At 71.9% G+C, this 15,724-nt stretch carries 11 protein-coding genes, 1 tRNA gene and 1 other RNA gene; 4 read left to right on the top strand and 9 right to left on the bottom strand.

Features of this window, described 5'->3' with window-relative positions; all coding sequences use genetic code 11:
* Window positions 1-14: 14 nt before the first annotated feature.
* The 4 genes from ACVKXF_RS01925 to ffs form a co-directional block, all read right to left on the bottom strand.
* Window positions 15-1,280, bottom strand: a complete 1,266-nt coding sequence (locus tag ACVKXF_RS01925; RefSeq protein WP_111084230.1) for an aspartate kinase — start codon at window positions 1,278-1,280, stop codon at window positions 15-17.
* A 116-nt stretch (window positions 1,281-1,396) separates the two neighbouring features.
* Window positions 1,397-1,996, bottom strand: coding sequence for a recombination mediator RecR (recR, locus tag ACVKXF_RS01930; RefSeq protein WP_111084231.1), 600 nt, complete (start codon window positions 1,994-1,996; stop codon window positions 1,397-1,399).
* Window positions 1,996-4,788 (bottom strand): DNA polymerase III subunit gamma and tau, encoded by a 2,793-nt coding sequence (locus tag ACVKXF_RS01935; protein ID WP_456794668.1) that lies wholly within the window; start codon window positions 4,786-4,788, stop codon window positions 1,996-1,998. Before ACVKXF_RS01935 ends, recR begins: the two co-directional genes overlap by 1 nt.
* A gap of 150 nt (window positions 4,789-4,938) precedes the next feature.
* Window positions 4,939-5,035: signal recognition particle sRNA small type (gene ffs, locus ACVKXF_RS01940), an RNA gene on the bottom strand.
* 37 nt (window positions 5,036-5,072) lie between these two features.
* Between ffs and ACVKXF_RS01945 the strand changes: the two genes are divergently transcribed.
* A complete protein-coding gene (locus tag ACVKXF_RS01945) occupies window positions 5,073-5,747 on the top strand; it encodes an SDR family oxidoreductase (protein ID WP_123313811.1) in 675 nt (224 codons plus the stop codon).
* A 548-nt stretch (window positions 5,748-6,295) separates the two neighbouring features.
* Here the strand turns inward: ACVKXF_RS01945 and ACVKXF_RS01950 are convergent.
* On the bottom strand, window positions 6,296-7,492 hold the full coding sequence (locus ACVKXF_RS01950) for an acetate/propionate family kinase (RefSeq protein WP_456794669.1): 1,197 nt from the start codon (window positions 7,490-7,492) through the stop codon (window positions 6,296-6,298).
* Window positions 7,493-7,544: 52 nt separating this feature from the next.
* The gene (gene pta, locus ACVKXF_RS01955; protein WP_123313813.1) at window positions 7,545-9,653 is read right to left on the bottom strand and encodes a phosphate acetyltransferase; all 2,109 of its coding nucleotides are present in this window, start codon (window positions 9,651-9,653) and stop codon (window positions 7,545-7,547) included.
* A 121-nt stretch (window positions 9,654-9,774) separates the two neighbouring features.
* Between pta and ACVKXF_RS01960 the strand changes: the two genes are divergently transcribed.
* Both ACVKXF_RS01960 and ACVKXF_RS01965 read left to right on the top strand, forming a co-directional pair.
* Window positions 9,775-9,862, top strand: a tRNA-Ser gene (locus tag ACVKXF_RS01960).
* A 342-nt stretch (window positions 9,863-10,204) separates the two neighbouring features.
* Window positions 10,205-10,849 carry a hypothetical protein gene (locus ACVKXF_RS01965; RefSeq protein WP_456794670.1) on the top strand — a complete coding sequence of 215 codons (645 nt, stop codon included), beginning with the start codon at window positions 10,205-10,207 and terminating at the stop codon, window positions 10,847-10,849.
* 19 nt (window positions 10,850-10,868) lie between these two features.
* On the opposite strand, the gene ACVKXF_RS01970 is transcribed toward ACVKXF_RS01965, so the two are convergent.
* Complete coding sequence (locus tag ACVKXF_RS01970) at window positions 10,869-12,875, bottom strand: helicase HerA-like domain-containing protein (RefSeq protein WP_456794671.1); 2,007 nt, start codon at window positions 12,873-12,875, stop codon at window positions 10,869-10,871.
* A gap of 119 nt (window positions 12,876-12,994) precedes the next feature.
* Complete coding sequence (locus ACVKXF_RS01975) at window positions 12,995-14,251, bottom strand: multidrug effflux MFS transporter (RefSeq protein ID WP_123313816.1); 1,257 nt, start codon at window positions 14,249-14,251, stop codon at window positions 12,995-12,997.
* A gap of 226 nt (window positions 14,252-14,477) precedes the next feature.
* Between ACVKXF_RS01975 and ACVKXF_RS01980 the strand changes: the two genes are divergently transcribed.
* Entirely contained in the window at window positions 14,478-15,059 is a 582-nt protein-coding gene (locus tag ACVKXF_RS01980; RefSeq protein ID WP_456794672.1) for a TetR/AcrR family transcriptional regulator, read from the top strand.
* A gap of 61 nt (window positions 15,060-15,120) precedes the next feature.
* On the opposite strand, the gene ACVKXF_RS01985 is transcribed toward ACVKXF_RS01980, so the two are convergent.
* Entirely contained in the window at window positions 15,121-15,723 is a 603-nt protein-coding gene (locus ACVKXF_RS01985; RefSeq protein ID WP_396288905.1) for a substrate-binding domain-containing protein, read from the bottom strand.
* Window position 15,724: the final 1 nt, after the last annotated feature.

A 15,724-nucleotide genomic window follows, 5' to 3' on the forward strand; every position in this document is an offset into this window, starting at 1 on the left:
CGGGTCAGCGTGGTTCAGCGGCCGGTGCCGGCGTAGACGACGGCTTCGGCGTCGGCGTCGAGGTCGAACGCGCTGTGCACGACCCGCATCGCCTCGTTGAGGGTGTCGGCGCGGGTGACGACCGAGATGCGGATCTCCGAGGTGGAGATCATCTCGATGTTGATCGACGCATCGTGCAGCGCGCGGAAGAGCTTCGCCGAGACGCCGGCGTTGGTGCGCATGCCGGCACCGACCAGGGCGAGCTTGCCGATCTGGTCGTCGTACTGGATGCTCTCGTAGCCGATGTCGGACTTCGCGACCTCGAGCGCCGTCAGCACCGTCTGGCCCTGGTCCTTCGGCAGCGTGAACGAGATGTCCGTCCGCCCCGTCGACGCGGCCGACACGTTCTGGACGATCATGTCGATGTTCGCTCCGGCGCGCGCGACGTTGGTGAAGATCTCGGCGGCCTTGCCCGGCTGGTCCGGGACGCCCACGACGGTGATCTTCCCCTCGGAGAGGTCTCCGGCGATCCCGGTGATGATCGGTTCTTCCACGGTTTCCCCCTCGGCAGGGTTGTAGACGATGGTGCCCTCGGTGTTGTTGAACGAGGACCGGACGTGCAGGGTGACGCCGTGCCGGCGGGCGTACTCGACGGCACGGATGTACAGGACCTTGGCGCCGGACGCGGCGAGCTCGAGCATCTCCTCGCTGGTGATGCGGTCGACCTTGCGCGCCTTCGGGACGACACGGGGGTCGGCGGTGAAGATGCCGTCGACGTCGGTGTAGATCTCGCAGACGTCGGCGTCGAGGGCGGCGGCGAGGGCGACTGCGGTGGTGTCCGAACCGCCACGGCCGAGCGTCGTGATCTCACCGGTCGTGCGGTTGAATCCCTGGAACCCCGCCACGATGGCGACGTGACCGGAGTCGAGCGCTTCGCGGACCCGCTTCGGGGTGACGTCGACGATGCGCGCCTTGCCGTGCTGGGCGTCGGTGAGCATGCCCGCCTGGCTGCCGGTGTACGACGAGGCTTCGACGCCGAGGCTCTTGATCGCCATCGCGAGCAGCGCCATCGAGATGCGCTCCCCCGCGGTGAGGAGCATGTCGAGCTCACGGCCGGCCGGGATCGGGGTGACCGAGTGCGCCAGGTCGACGAGTTCGTCGGTGGTGTCACCCATGGCCGAGACCGCCACGACGACGTCGTTGCCGGCCTTCTTCGTCTCGACGATCCGCTTCGCCACGCGCTTGATGCTCTCGGCGTCCGCGACGGAGGATCCACCGAACTTCTGCACGATCAAGGCCACTGGCTGGTACTCCCGGAGACGGCGACACCGCGAGGTCACGCGGTCTCACAATGGTAGTCGGTGTTTCGAGGATGTTGCGTGCGGGCCGCCCCACACGCAACGATCCTGCGTGGGCCTCAGCCGCCGACGACGCGACGGCCCTCGAACGCACGACCGAGTGTGACCTCGTCGGCGTACTCGAGGTCGCCGCCGACCGGCAGGCCCGAGGCCAGCCGGGTCGTCCGGATGCCCATCGGGACGAGGAGCCGGCTCAGGTAGGTCGCCGTCGCCTCGCCCTCGAGGTTGGGGTCGGTCGCGATGATGACCTCTTCCACCGTGCCGTCGGCCAGACGGGTCATGAGCTGCTGGATCCGCAGGTCGTCCGGACCGATGCCGTCGATCGGGCTGATCGCGCCGCCGAGCACGTGGTACAGCCCGCGGAACTCACGAGTGCGCTCGATCGCCGCGACGTCCTTGGCCTCTTCCACCACGCAGATCGTGGCCGGCGACCGTCGCGGGTCGCGGCAGATGCTGCACTGGACGTTCTCGGTGACGTTGCCGCAGATCTCGCAGAAGCGCACGCGCTCCTTGACGTCCGCCAGCAACTCGGACAGCCGCGACGGGTCGAACGACTCGGTCTGCAGGATGTGGAAGGCGATGCGCTGCGCCGACTTCGGGCCGATGCCCGGCAGGCGACCGAACTCGTCGATGAGGTCCTGGACGATCCCGTCGTACATCAGGCACCGTCCTGGTGGAGCGCGGTCTCCTCGATGAACTGGGCGTTGAGGATCTCACGCACGACGGCCTCGCCGTAGCGGCCGGCCACCGGCGCGCGGCGTGCCGGCGGCGCGGTGCGCGCTGCTGCCTGCTGCGGTGCAGCGGGCTGCGGCGCAGCGGGCTGCCGCGGGGCGGTCGGTGCCTGCGCGGGGGCCGCGGCCGATCGGCCGTGGCCGGGGTCCGGGAACGGCGCGCCGTCGTCGTACGGTTCGTCGTCCAGCGGGTAGTCGTCGACCGGGACGGCGGGACCGCCCGGCGCGACGGGTCCTCCGGGAGGCGCGGCGACCGTCGTCGACGCCGCCTGCGGTCCCCCGTCGCTCGGCTGCACCCCGTGCGGCGCGGTGGCACCGGCGGGTTGCGCGGGTGCTCCGGACCCGGACTGCTGCGGGTCGACGGACTCGGCCGGGGCGACGGGCGCAGCGGCCGGCGCGGTGCCGAACGGGGCGGCCCAGCCGGGTTCGACGGACTCGGGCACGGCGTCGGCGGTCGGGTCGCTGGCGGGGATCGTCGCGACCGCCCAGTCGGTCACCGGAGCACCGGACGGTTCCGGCGCCGCCGGCTGCGCGCGAGCGGGTTCCTGAGCGGGAGCCCGTGTCTGCTCGGCGGCGGGTGCCTGCGTGGGAGCGGGTGCCGACGCCGAAGCTGGTGCCTGCGCCGGACGGGGCTCCGTCTCGGTGGCGGCGGGAACGGACTCCGGCGCCGATGCCGCGGCTTCGGGTGCCGCCGTCGTGGCGGGCGCTGCGGAGGCGGCGGCAGGGGCGACCGGAGCGGCCCCGGTGGGTGCAGCAGCCTCGGATGCCGGGGCCGACGTCGGAGCGGCCGCGGCGGACTGCGGTGCCGACGACGGCTGCGGCTGCGATGCGGGCTGGTTCGCGGACGCCGGACGGCCGGCGGGGGCGGACGGCTGCTGCGTGGGAGCCGGCGGACGCTGCTGGCCGGGCCCCCCGGGACCACGGGCGACGAACTTCACGCGGAGCCCGATGACGTCCATGATCGCGGCGCGGAGCAGTTCGCTCACGCTCGCCGAGGGGTCGGACATCTCCTTGAACGAGGCGACGTCCTGCTGGCTCGGGAAGGTCAGCGTCAGCACGTCGTCGCGCAGCGCGGTCACCTGCGCGGTGACGACGACCGACCAGGCCGACCGCTTGGCGTGCTGCACGTGCTCGACGATCTGGGGCCAGGCGTCGCGCATCTGCTGGAAGCCCACGGCGCCGACCGTCCGGACCGCCGGCTCGTCGCCGATCGTCGTGCCCTGACCCGTCGAGGAAGCACTGACGGGTTCTGTGGTCGGGACCGCCGGAGCAGCGGGCTCGGGTGCGCTCGGGACGGCCGCGGCCCACGACGCCGCTGCGTCACGTGCAGCACTGCCGGCGTCGGACTGCACTGCCGGAGCCGGGCTCGACGACGCTGCGGCGGGGGCCTGCTGCGCGGCTGGAGCCTGCTGCGCCGCCGGCGTCTGCTGTGCGGCGGGCTCCTGACGACGCGGTGCTGCGGCCTGCGACGGGGCCGGTGCGGGCGCCGTGGCGGTCGTGGTGGGCTGGCTCGCTGCCGCGGACGCGCCGACCGATGCCTGGTGTCCCCCGGCGTCCCCGACACCGACGCGACGCTCGAGCCGCTCCACCCGGGCCAGGGCACCGCGCTGGGTGTCGTCCGCCTCGGGCACGAGCATGCGCGCCGTCATGAGTTCGAGGTGCAGCCGGGGCGAGGTCGCTCCGGTCATGTCGGTCAGCGCCTTGTTCGCGATGTCCGCGCCGCGGGACAGCCCGGTGGCACCGAAGACCCCGGCCTGTCGCGTCATCGTGTCGAGCTCGTCCGGCGAGACACCGCGCAGGACCGCGGCGGCGCTCTCGTTCGTCGCCGCGACGACGATCAGGTCGCGCAGCCGCTCGAGCAGGTCCTCGACGAACCGACGCGGGTCCTGACCGGTCTGCACGACACGGTCGATCGCGGCGAAGGCGGATGCCGGATCGGCCACCGCGAGGGCGTCGACGACGTCGTCGAGCAGCGCAGCGTCGGTGTACCCGAGCAGGGCGACCGCACGCTCGTAGGCGATCGCGCCGTCCTCGCTGCCCGCGATGAGCTGGTCGAGCAGGGACAGGGTGTCGCGGACGGAGCCGCCGCCGGCGCGCACGACCAGGGGCAGGACGCCGGGTGCGACCGTCACCGATTCCTGCGTGCAGAGCTGCTCGATGTACTCGAGCATGACCGCGGGCGGCACGAGCCGGAACGGGTAGTGGTGGGTGCGCGACCGGATGGTGCCGATGACCTTCTCCGGCTCGGTCGTCGCGAAGATGAACTTGACGTGCTCCGGGGGCTCCTCGACCAGCTTCAGCAGCGCGTTGAACCCCTGCGGGGTGACCATGTGCGCTTCGTCGAGGATGAAGATCTTGTAGCGGTCGCGCGCGGGGGCGAACACGGCGCGGTCACGGAGGTCACGCGCGTCGTCGACGCCGTTGTGGCTGGCGGCGTCGATCTCGATGACGTCGAGCGAACCGCTGCCGTCACGTGCGAGCTCGACACAGCTCGGGCAGACGCCGCACGGGGTGTCGGTCGGTCCCTCGGCGCAGTTGAGGCACCGCGCGAGGATGCGGGCCGAGGTCGTCTTGCCGCAACCACGCGGGCCACTGAACAGGTAGGCGTGGTTGACGCGGTTGGTTCGGAGCGCCGTGCGGAGCGGGTCGGTGACCTGCGACTGCCCGATCAGCTCGGCGAAGTTCTCGGGCCGGTAACGGCGATACAGGGCGGTGACCACGCGACCAGGGTAGCCGGGACGACCGACACCCGCGTGCCCCTCCACAGGTGCACGGGCACTGGACCGGACCACCCGCGCAGGGCGGGCCGAGCGTCCGGACCGCACCGCGCCTCCCGGTCGACACGAGGTCGCGGATTTCCCTGCGGAGACAGAAAAGACTCCTCACGCACCCGCCAGAGCCCGGCTACCCTTGCTGCGTTTCCGCCCTGGGGGAGTTCACCTGGATGGCGTCACGTGAGGAGCCGCCGACAACTCTACCGGATGCGACCGGGCAGGATTGACACATGAAGATCGCCATCGCCGGAGGACACGGCCAGATCGCACTGCTCCTCGCCCGCCAGATCACCGACGCCGGACACGACGCCGTCGCGATCGTCCGCAACCCCGCCCACGTCGCCGACGTGGAGCAGCAGGGTGCCACGGCGATCGTCGCGGACCTCGAACAGCTCGGCGACGACGACCTGGCGCTGCGCCTCCGCGGCGTCGACGCCGTGGTGTTCGCCGCGGGTGCCGGCCCGAACAGCGGTGCGGAGCGCAAGCTCACCGTCGACCGGGACGGCGCGATCCTGCTCGCCGACGCCGCGGAGCGCGCGGGCATCGACCGGTACGTGATGGTGTCGGCGATGGCCGCGGACACCTACGACCCGGAGGCCGCTGTGGTCCCCGCGAAGGACGACGCCGCCGTGTTCCAGGTCTACCTCCGCGCGAAGGCCGAGGCCGACGCCAACCTGCGCGCCCGACGACTGCGGTGGACGATCGTGCGTCCGGGCGCCCTGCTCGACACCCCGCCGCAGGGCACGGTCGACGTCGGGCGCACGGTGCCGCGCGGCTCGATCCCTCGGGCCGACGTCGCCACGGTGGTGCTGCACGCGCTGCTCGACGACGCGGCAGTCGGGGTCCAGTTCGAGGTCACGAGCGGCAACACGCCGATCCCCGCGGCCCTCGACGCCCTGTCCTGACGCGCGCCCGTCCGCACCGTGCGCACCTCGTCACCCCGTGCGCGCTTGCACGCTCGGTGCCGCGCGGCAAGCGCGCACCCAGCCGCCAACACCGCACCAGCCCACGCAGGCCGCACCGTGCGGTGACCCCGACCGACTGCCGGACGGGAGGCACACCGCCAGCCCGCACCGTGCCTCCCGTCCGCGCCTTGTCACCCCATGCGGGCTTGCACACTCGGTGCCGCGCGGCAAGCGCGCACCCAGCCGCCAACACCGCACCAGCCCACGCATGCCGCACCGTGCGGTGACCCCGACCGACTGCCGGACGGGAGGCACACCGCCAGCCCGCACCGTGCCTCCCGTCCGCACCGTGCGCACCTCGTCACCCCGTGCGAGCTTGCACGCTCCGTGCCGCGCCACAAGCGCGCACCCAGCCGCCAGCACCGCACCAGCCCACGCAGGCCGCACCGTGCGGGCACAGCGCGGCACGCCGCGCAGCGCACAGCGCACAGCGCACAGCGCGCAGCGCACAGCGCGCAGCGCGCAGCGCAGCACGCCGCGCCCGCCCGTCAGAGCGCGACCGCAGCCGACTGCCGGGCGATCTCCAGTTCCTCGTTCGTCGGGATCACGAGCACCGCGACACGGGACGTGTCCGTCGAGATGACCCGCGCCTCCCGGGACCCCAGCTCGTTGCGGTCCGCGTCGATCTCGATGCCGAGGTGCTCGAGCCCGGCGAGCACGCGCCGGCGCAGCAGCGCGTTGTTCTCGCCGACGCCCGCGGTGAACACGACCGCGTCGAGCCCGCCGAGCTGCGCCGTGTAGGCGCCCACGTAGCGGCGGATGCGGTGCCGGTACACGGCGAGCGCCGCCTCGGCCACCTCGTCGCCGTTCAGGGCGGCGTCCTGGACGTCGCGCATGTCGCCGTTGCCGGTCAGGCCGAGCAGCCCGGACTGCTTGTTGAGCATGGTGTCGAGCTCGTCGAAGGACAGCCCGGCCTCGCGGTGCAGGTGCAGCAGGACGGCGGGGTCGAGGTCGCCGGAGCGGGTGCCCATGACGAGGCCCTCGAGCGGCGTGAGCCCCATCGACGTCTCGATCGACTTCCCGCCGTCGATCGCCGCGGCCGACGCGCCGTTGCCCAGGTGCAGCACGATGGTCTTCAGCTCGGACAGCGGGCGGTCGAGGAAGACCGCGGCCTGCTCGGAGACGTACTTGTGGCTCGTGCCGTGCATGCCGTAGCGGCGGATGGCGTACTTCGCTGCCAGGTCGGCCGGGATCGCGTAGGTGTACGCGTGCGGCGGCATCGTCTGGTGGAAGGCGGTGTCGAACACGGCGACGTGCGGCACGTCGGAGAAGACCTGCTTCGCGGCCCGGATCCCCTCGAGGTTCGCCGGGTTGTGCAGCGGCGCGAGGCCGTTCAGTGCCTCGATCTGCCGTTCGACGTCGTCGGTGACCACGGTCGCGCGGTCGAAGGTGGTGCCGCCGTGCACGACCCGGTGCCCGACGACGGCCGGCGGGTGTTCGTCGAACGAGGGGCCGACCTTGGCGAACGCGTCGATCATCGCCTGGAACCCGGCGGCGTGGTCGGGCACGGAGGCGGCGTCGTTCGACGACGACTCCCCCGTCAGCGCGTTGGTGTGCTTCCACGCGCCGGCCGACTCGCCGATGCGCTCGACGAGTCCGGAGGCGAGCGTGCGCTCCCCCTCGAGTTCGATGAGCTGGTACTTGAACGAACTCGATCCGGAGTTCACGACGAGGGCTGCGGTCACGGGATGGGTCACTTTCTCTGTCGGACGGGAGGCACGGCGCGGGTCGCGCAGGTCAGGCCGCGTCGGACGCGGTGCCGGCCTGGATCGCGGTGATCGCGACGGTGTTCACGATGTCGCTGACGAGGGCGCCGCGCGAGAGGTCGTTGATCGGCTTGCGCAGTCCCTGCAGGACCGGCCCGATCGCGACCGCGCCGGCCGAGCGCTGCACGGCCTTGTAGGTGTTGTTGCCGGTGTTCAGGTCCGGGAAGATGAACACGGTCGCCTTGCCGGCCACCGGGGAGTCCGGCATCTTCGTGCTCGCGACCGTCGGGTCCGCTGCGGCGTCGTACTGGATCGGGCCCTCGACGAGCAGGTCCGGCCGGCGTTCACGGACGAAGGCGGTCCCGGCGCGGACCTTGTCGACGTCGGCCCCGGAGCCGCTGTCGCCGGTCGAGTAGCTGAGCATCGCGACGCGGGGGTCGATGCCGAACTGGGTCGCGGTCTCGGCGGACGAGATCGCGATGTCGGCGAGCTGCTCGCTCGTCGGGTCCGGGATCACCGCGCAGTCGCCGTAGACCAGGACGCGGTCGGCGAGCGCCATCAGGAAGACGCTCGACACGATCGAGGTGTCCGGACGGGTCTTGATGATCTCGAAGGACGGCCGGATGGTGTGCGCCGTCGTGTGCTTCGCGCCGGAGACCATGCCGTCCGCGAGACCGAGCTGCACCATCATCGTGCCGAAGTACGAGACGTCGGTCACGGTGTCGCGCGCCAGTTCGATCGACATGCCCTTGTGCGCCCGGAGACGGGTGTACTCCTCGGCGAAGCGTTCACGCAGCTCGGGGTCGAACGGCGACACGAGCTGCGCGGCCTCGAGGTCGAGCCCGAGCTCGGTCGCGCGGGTGCGGATCGCGGCGGGGTCGCCGAGGATGGTCAGCTCGCAGACCTGCCGGGCGAGCAGCGTCGAGGCCGCGCGGAGGATGCGGTCGTCCTCGCCCTCGGGGAGCACGATGCGCTTGCCGTAGCCGCGCGCCCGGTCGAGCAGGCCGTGCTCGAACATGAGCGGCGTGACGACGCCGGACGGCGTGAGCTGCAGACGGTCGCGCAGGGACTCGGCGTCGACGTGCTGCTCGAACAGGGCGAGTGCGAGGTCGGCCTTGCGCGGCGAGTCCGCTGCCAGGCGCCCGCGGGTCTGGGTGATGCGGAGCGCGGTGTCGTAGGTGCCGAGGTCGTTCTGGGCGATCGGCAGTGAACTCGACAGTCCCTCGAGCAGCCGGGAGATCTGCGGAGCGGTCTCGAACCCGCCGTTGAGGATGACGCCGGCCAGGCTCGGGAACGTGTCCGACTGGTTCGCCAGCAGGGTCGCGATGAGCACGTCGCTGCGGTCGCCCGGGACCACGACGATGCCGCCCTCGATCAGGCGGGGCAGGACGTTCTCCATGCTCATCCCGGCGACGACGGTGCCGAGCGCCTCGCGGTCGAGCAGGGCGTCGTCGCCGCGCACCAGGGTCGCGTCGGTCGCCTGCAGCAGCGCGCGGACGGTCGGGGCGACGAGGACGCGATCCTCGGGGATCGCCCACACCGGCACGTCCGGGTGGTCGTCGTGCACGGCCCGCTCGACGCTCGCCACGATCGCGGCGAGGGCGTCCGGGTCGGCGCGGTTCACGACGACGCCGAACAGCTGCGCGTGCGCGGCCCGCAGTTCGCTCGTCGTGACGTCCGCGACCTGCGCCATCCCCTCGGGCGTGCGGGCGCCACGCTCGGCGGCGTCGCGACCACCGAGCACGAGCAGCACCGGCGCGCCGAGGTTCGCGGCCACCTTCGCGTTGAAGGAGAGCTCGGTGGGGCTGCCGACGTCGGTGTAGTCGGACCCGAGCACGACGACGGCGTCGCACTGCCGCTCCACCTGGGCGAAGCGGTTCACGATCGTGCCGAGGGCGGCGTCGGGATCGGCGTGGACGTCGTCGTAGGTGACCCCGACGGCGTCGTCGTACGAGATGCCGACCGCGGTGTGCTGCAGCAACAGCTCGAGCACGTAGTCGGGCTCGGCGACCGAGCGGGCGACGGGGCGGAACACGCCGACGCGGCCGACGGAGCGCGCGAGGGTCTCGAGGACACCGAGGGCGACGGTGCTCTTGCCCGTGTGCCCTTCTGCTGACGTGATGTAGATGCGGGTCGACACGCGCCCCAGGGTAGTCGCCGGACATGTCACGACAACTGGGAGCACCGCCCTCGACGACACACGGTCGTGAGCACCCCGCAGAACCTGTACCATTGGGTGTCGCCGTCGCGAGACAGCGCAAGGAGAATTCGCCTAGTGGCCTATGGCGCACGCTTGGAAAGCGTGTTGGGTGCAAGCCCTCGGGGGTTCGAATCCCCCATTCTCCGCCAGCAGCAGTTGGGTGCGCGCGCAGCACCCAACTGCGGGGTTCGAATCCCCCGTTCTCCGCCAGCAAGGCCCCGCACTCCGGTGCGGGGCCTTCTTAGTTCACGGCGTGCATCGTCGTCGGTCCCCCGCGCGGCGGACCCAGCTGTCCCCTGTTCGCCAAGGACTGGCCGTCAAACGCCGATACGGGGTGGAACGGGCTGTCCCCGGTCCCCGTCGGTCGCTTATGCTTGCGGGAGCGGACGGCTCCGGGACGAGCCGACCGCGGTGCATCGAGCGGCAGGGGCGTCGCTCGCAGGGCGGCCGATTCGGCGTGCCCGTGAGGCCCGAGGGTTCAGGAGACGCGCATGGGGGACATGACGGTGCCAGCGACGCCACACCTGCGCGCCAGCGTGTACGACGTCGTCCTCCGTCCCCGCCGGTCCCTGGTCCGCTCGACCGCGCTGAGCATCGTGTTCTCGGCAGTGCCGCTCGCCGTCGCCCTGGTCTGGGTGTCGTTCCCGTTCCGGACGTGGGCGATGGTCGCGACCGTGGTCGTGGCGCTCGCGGTCCTCGTCGGCATCGTGTTCGTCCGACTGAGCACCGCGTACATCGGCATCGACCCCGACGGTCTGACGATCCGGGGCGTGGTCACCGCGCACCGTCGGATCCCCCGCGACCGCGTGCACAGTCTGGTGCTCGCCACCACCTTCGGAAGCTCGGTCGACCGCACCATGCGCGAGCTCGTGGCCTTCGACGCGACTGGCGCGCACCTGTTCCGCATCCGCGCCGACGTCTGGGGCGACGACGGGCTCGCCCAGGTCATCGACGCCCTGGGCGTCCAGCTGACGGAAGAGGCGCGTCCGGTCTCGGCCCGGGTCTTCGCGAAGCGCTACCCGTCGAGCCGCGCCTGGTACGAACAGCGGCCGGCCTACCTGCTCGTCGGCGGCGTTGCGGCACTCGTCGTCGTGGGTCTGCTCGTCGTCGAGTTCACGGGTCTGCTCGGTCGCTGACGCGCAGAGCCGCTGGACGTCACCGACGTCGGCGCAGCGTCGAGAAGATCCCGTGCACGACCTCCTTCGCGATCGTGCCTCCGAGTCCTGACCCGAGCAGGTCCGACAGCGGGTCGTCCGCCTTCCGCGAGGCAGTCGTCCGTGTGCTCCGTCCCGACCGACCCGAACGCCGCGACGCCGCAGCCCGCTCGGCCTTCTCGAACTCGCGCTGCGTCCGCTCGTACTCCTTCTGCGCCGCTGCCCGCTCGCGTTCCGCCTGCTTGGCCTGCGCCGCGGCTTCCCTGGCCGCGGCCGCAGCAGCCCGCGCAGATTCCTCCTCGGCCTCGGCCGCTGCGAGGGCCGCGTCCTTCTGCGCGTCGACCGCCGCAGCCTCGGCAGCAGCTGCCTCCATGCGGCGCGCCAGCATCTCGTGCGCCGAGTCCGGGTCGACCCGGGTGCCGTACGTCGCGAGCAACGGCGATGCCTGCACCCGCGACTGCATCTCGGCTGCGGGCATCGGGTCCATCGAGCCCTGCGGCGCGCGCAACCGGGTCCACGCGACCGGCGTCGGCGCCCCCTTCTCGTTCATGACGGTGACGATCGCCTCACCGGTCGCCAGCGAGGTCAGCACCTCGCCCAGGTCGTAGTCGCTCGACGGGTAGGTCGACACCGTCGCCCGGAGCGCCTTCGCATCGTCGGGGGTGTGCGCCCGCAGCTGGTGCTGGATGCGCGAACCGAGCTGCGCCAGCACGTCGTTCGGCACGTCCTTCGGGGTCTGGGTCACGAAGAAGATCCCGACGCCCTTCGACCGGATCAGCCGCACGGTCCGCACGATCTGGTCCGTGAAGTCCTTCGACGCCCCGCTGAACAGCAGGTGCGCCTCGTCGAAGAAGAACACGAGCTTCGGCTTGTCCTGGTCGCCGACCTCCGGCAGTTCGTTGAACAGGTCGGCGAGCAGCCACATCAGGAACGTCGAGAAGACCTCGGGCTGGTCCTGTACGCCAGGGACCTCGAGCAGGCTCACCCTCCCCCGCCCGCCCGCCGCCGTGCGCAGGAACACCTGCGTGTCGATCTCGGGCTCGCCGAAGAACTGGTCGGCACCCTTGTCGGCGAACGTGATGAGCTCACGCAGGATCACCCCGGCGGTCTGCTTCGACAGACCACCGAGCTCGGCGAGTTCGCCCTTGCCCTCGTCGCCCACCAGGAACGTCAGCACGCTCCGCAGGTCGGCCAGGTCGACGAGCGGCAACCCGGCCTGCACGGCGTAGTGGAAGACGAGCCCGAGCGAGGACTCCTGGGTGTCGTTCAGTCCGAGCACCTTCGACAGCAGCAAGGGCCCGAAGCCGGACACGGTCGCACGGATCGGCACACCGGTGCCCTGCCCGCCGAGCGAGAAGAGCTCCGCCTGGCTCGCGACGCCCTGCCACTGCTGGCCGATGCCCTCGGTGCGCGCGAGCAGCTTCTCGTTCCCCTGCCCGGCCACCGCGAGGCCGGACAGGTCGCCCTTGATGTCGGCCGCGAACACCGGCACGCCGTTCGCCGCGATCTGCTCGGCCAGGACCTGCAGCGTGCGGGTCTTGCCGGTGCCGGTCGCGCCGGCGACCAGCCCGTGCCGGTTCAGCATGCCGAGCGGGATGCGGACCTGGACATCCGGCTGCGCCTCGCCGTTCACCAGGGCGCCGAGTTCGAGCGCCGGCCCCTCGACGGTGTAGCCGGTGCGGATCGCGGCGACGGCGTCCGGTCCCAGCGGGCCCGCACCGCCGCTGCCGGGAGGCACGGTGTCGGCAGCCGGGGCGGGCTCTGGAGACGACGGGACGGCGGAGGCGGGCTCCGCGTCGGGGGCGAGCCGGGCCTCCTGTCCGGATGGTGCCGGGGACCCGGCGGCCGCCGGTTCGGCGTCCGGCGTGAGTACCGGCGCTTGTGCCGCGAGCGCGGCCGCGAGCTCCTCGGCCCGCTGCACGGCTTCGTCGGCCAGCCGACGTGCCTCGTCCGCTGCCCGCTTGGCGGCCTCGGCCGCTGCCCGTGCCTGCTCCACCGCGTCGCTCATGGGCACAGCCTATGGACGCGCGGGGGCCGCTGTCCGGCCGGTCCCGCAAGCTCGATGCCGAACGACGAGACCGTTGTCGCACGACGTCGATGTCGTCGTTCCGAGTCGCGCGCGAACCGTCAGTGCGTGAGCTCGGGGACCGTCCGGGGCCGCACCACGAACCACAGGATCAGGATGGCCATCACCGAGGTCGAAGCCATCACCATCGCCATCGGGGTCGCGGTCGTGATGCCGAGCCAGCCCACGATCGGCGAGATCAGGCCGGCGACGCCGAAGTTCAGGGCGCCGAGCAGGGACGCTGCCGTGCCGGCTTCCTTGCCGTGGGCGGCGAGCCCGATGACCTGGACCAACGGGAACGAGAACCCGCAGGCCGCGATGAAGAACCACAGGGGCACGAGCACGCCCACGAGGCCCGCGCCGACCTGGTCGAGCACGATGATCGCGATCGACGCCAGGAACAGGGTCGCCGTCGAGCACGCCAGGATCCACTGCGGACCGACGCGCTGCGCCAACCGCGCGGAGATCTGCACACCGAGCACGACGCCCACCGAATTCACGGCGAAGAGCAGGCCGTACTGCTGGGCGTCGAGCCCGTAGACACCCTGGAACAGGAACGGCGACGAGCTGAGGTACGAGAACAGCCCGCTGAACACCATCGCCCCGATGAGCGCGACGCCGACGAAGATCCGGTCGGAGAACAGCGCTTTGTACCGCTGGCCGATCGTGGAGTGCCCGGCTTCGCGGCGACGGGCCGGGGGCAGGGTCTCGACGATGAGCAGGATCGACGCGATCACCACGGCCAGGCCGTAGCAGGCGAGGAACACGAAGATGCCGCGCCAGCTGGTGAACTGCAGCATCTGCGAGCCGATGAGCGGTGCGAGGATCGGCGCCAGCCCGTTCACCATCGCCAGTCGGGACAGCATCCGGACCAGCGGCTTGCCGCCGAACAGGTCGCGGACGGTGGCCATCGCGACGACACCACCGGCCGCCGCGCCCATGCCCTGCAGCACGCGGAACACCGCGAGGAGCTCGATGTCGGGCGCGGTCGCCGCACCGATCGACGCGGCGATGTGCACGGTCGTCGCGATGATGAGCGGCAGTCGGCGCCCGACCTTGTCGCTCCACGGACCGACGAGCAGCTGCCCGAACGCGAACCCGAGCGTCGTCGCCGTGAGCGTGAGCTGCACGGCGCCGTCGGTGACGCCGAACTGCTCCTTGATGGCCGGGAACGCCGGCAGGTACAGGTCGATCGTGAACGGCCCGAGCGCTGTCAGGGCGCCCAGGACGAAGACGTAGACGAGTCGCTGCCCGCGGGAGAGCGAGTCTCCGGGGTGCAGGACGACCCGGAGCGAACCGGTGGTAGCGGGCGCGGTCACGAGCAGGAGTCCTTCGGCGGTGAGGGGTGACGAGGTGATCGCGGCGTCGATCGAATCGATTCGTCCGCGGAACCATCCTACGGGCCGAACGAACGCTCCCGACGCGCTCGGCACGGAATTGCCCGCGTGTTGCCGTCCCTCGTCCGCGTACCGATCCCGCGCCATGCGGTACCGTCGGACTGCTCGGGGGCCTCCGGGTGAACCGGATCAGAAGGGGGTGGGCGTCATGGTGGATGCCCGGATCCTGCACACGACCGCCGCCCTGCGCGAAGCGATCCTGCGGCTGGCGGCGGACCGCCCCGTCTCCGAGATCACCGTCGCCGACGTCACCCGTGCCGCCGGCATCAACCGCGCGACGTTCTACTCGCACGCGGTCTCCCCAGGATCGCTGCTCGCGGACGTGCTGACGCCGGAACTCGACCGCATCCGTCAGGACGACGCCGACGACCGCCGGGCAGCCGCCGCGCGCGGTGCCGACGCGGCCGAACTCGCCGCCATCACGCGCCGGGGCATCAACGCCGTCGTCGAGCACGTGACCACGCACCGCGACATCTACGCCAAGGCGCTGCCGGACCCGAACGACGCATCACTGCACCGGCTGCTCGTCGGCCACTTCACCGAGTCGGGTGCCCTGCACATCCGCGAGCTCGACGCGGAACGCCGGCCGGAACTGCTCGACGACGTGGCCGCCGGGTACGTCGCGCAGGGCTTCGTCGGCGCGATCGAGGCCTGGCTCGCCGGGCCCCGACGTTCGAGGAAGGCGCTGGTCGAGACGATCACGTTGTCGTTCCCGGCGTGGTGGAGCTGAACCGAGCCGCCTGGTGGCACGTCGCTGACCGGCCTGGTGTCGCCGCGCTGAGCGGCTCCGGTCACTCGGCGTCGGTCGTGTCGCCGTCGCTCGGCTCGGTCTCCGGCTTCTCGCCGCGCTGCAACGATCGCACCACCTCGACCGCGGTGGCCGACAGGTCCGCGTCGTCGGCACCTGCTGGCACCCGGTAGTCGGCGGACACGCCGTCACCCCCCGTGCCGCTCGCCGGCAGCGGGTCGCCGAGCGACACCACCACGACGCCGGCGTCGTGCGCCGTCTGGATCACCCCGGTCAGCGCCGACGGCCGAGCCGCGTGCACGAGCAGTGCCTTGGCACCCTTGCGGACGAGCTGGGCGACCGCGGTCCGCTGGGACGCCGCCGCACCCGACGCGGGTGCGACCCGGACGTCGGGACGGAAGCCGGCGTCGGACAGGCCGGTGCGCAGGTCTTCGCCCAGGGCCGTGTCGTCGTGGACCAGCACGACGCCGATCACGGCCTGCTTGTCGAACCCGCCGTCGGAGCTCGTGAGGTCCGTGCTCTGCACCGGCGTGGGCGCAGCGGAGGTCGTGCCCTGGCAGCCGGCCAGCGCGAGGGCGGCCGTCAGGACGACGGCTGCAGCGACGATGCGCACCACGGGGGTCTCCTCTTCGGTCCGGTCTGCCACG

This window comes from Curtobacterium sp. PvP017 (assembly GCF_054060195.1).

Excerpts from the sequence above, each read along its gene's own strand:
- ACVKXF_RS01965 (WP_456794670.1), top strand. The coding sequence starts at position 10,205 with ATGGGGGACATGACGGTGCCAGCGACGCCACACCTGCGCGCCAGCGTG.
- ACVKXF_RS01945 (WP_123313811.1), top strand. The coding sequence starts at position 5,073 with ATGAAGATCGCCATCGCCGGAGGACACGGCCAGATCGCACTGCTCCTC.
- recR (WP_111084231.1), bottom strand. The coding sequence starts at position 1,996 with ATGTACGACGGGATCGTCCAGGACCTCATCGACGAGTTCGGTCGCCTG.
- ACVKXF_RS01970 (WP_456794671.1), bottom strand. The coding sequence starts at position 12,875 with ATGAGCGACGCGGTGGAGCAGGCACGGGCAGCGGCCGAGGCCGCCAAG.
- ACVKXF_RS01980 (WP_456794672.1), top strand. The coding sequence starts at position 14,478 with ATGGTGGATGCCCGGATCCTGCACACGACCGCCGCCCTGCGCGAAGCG.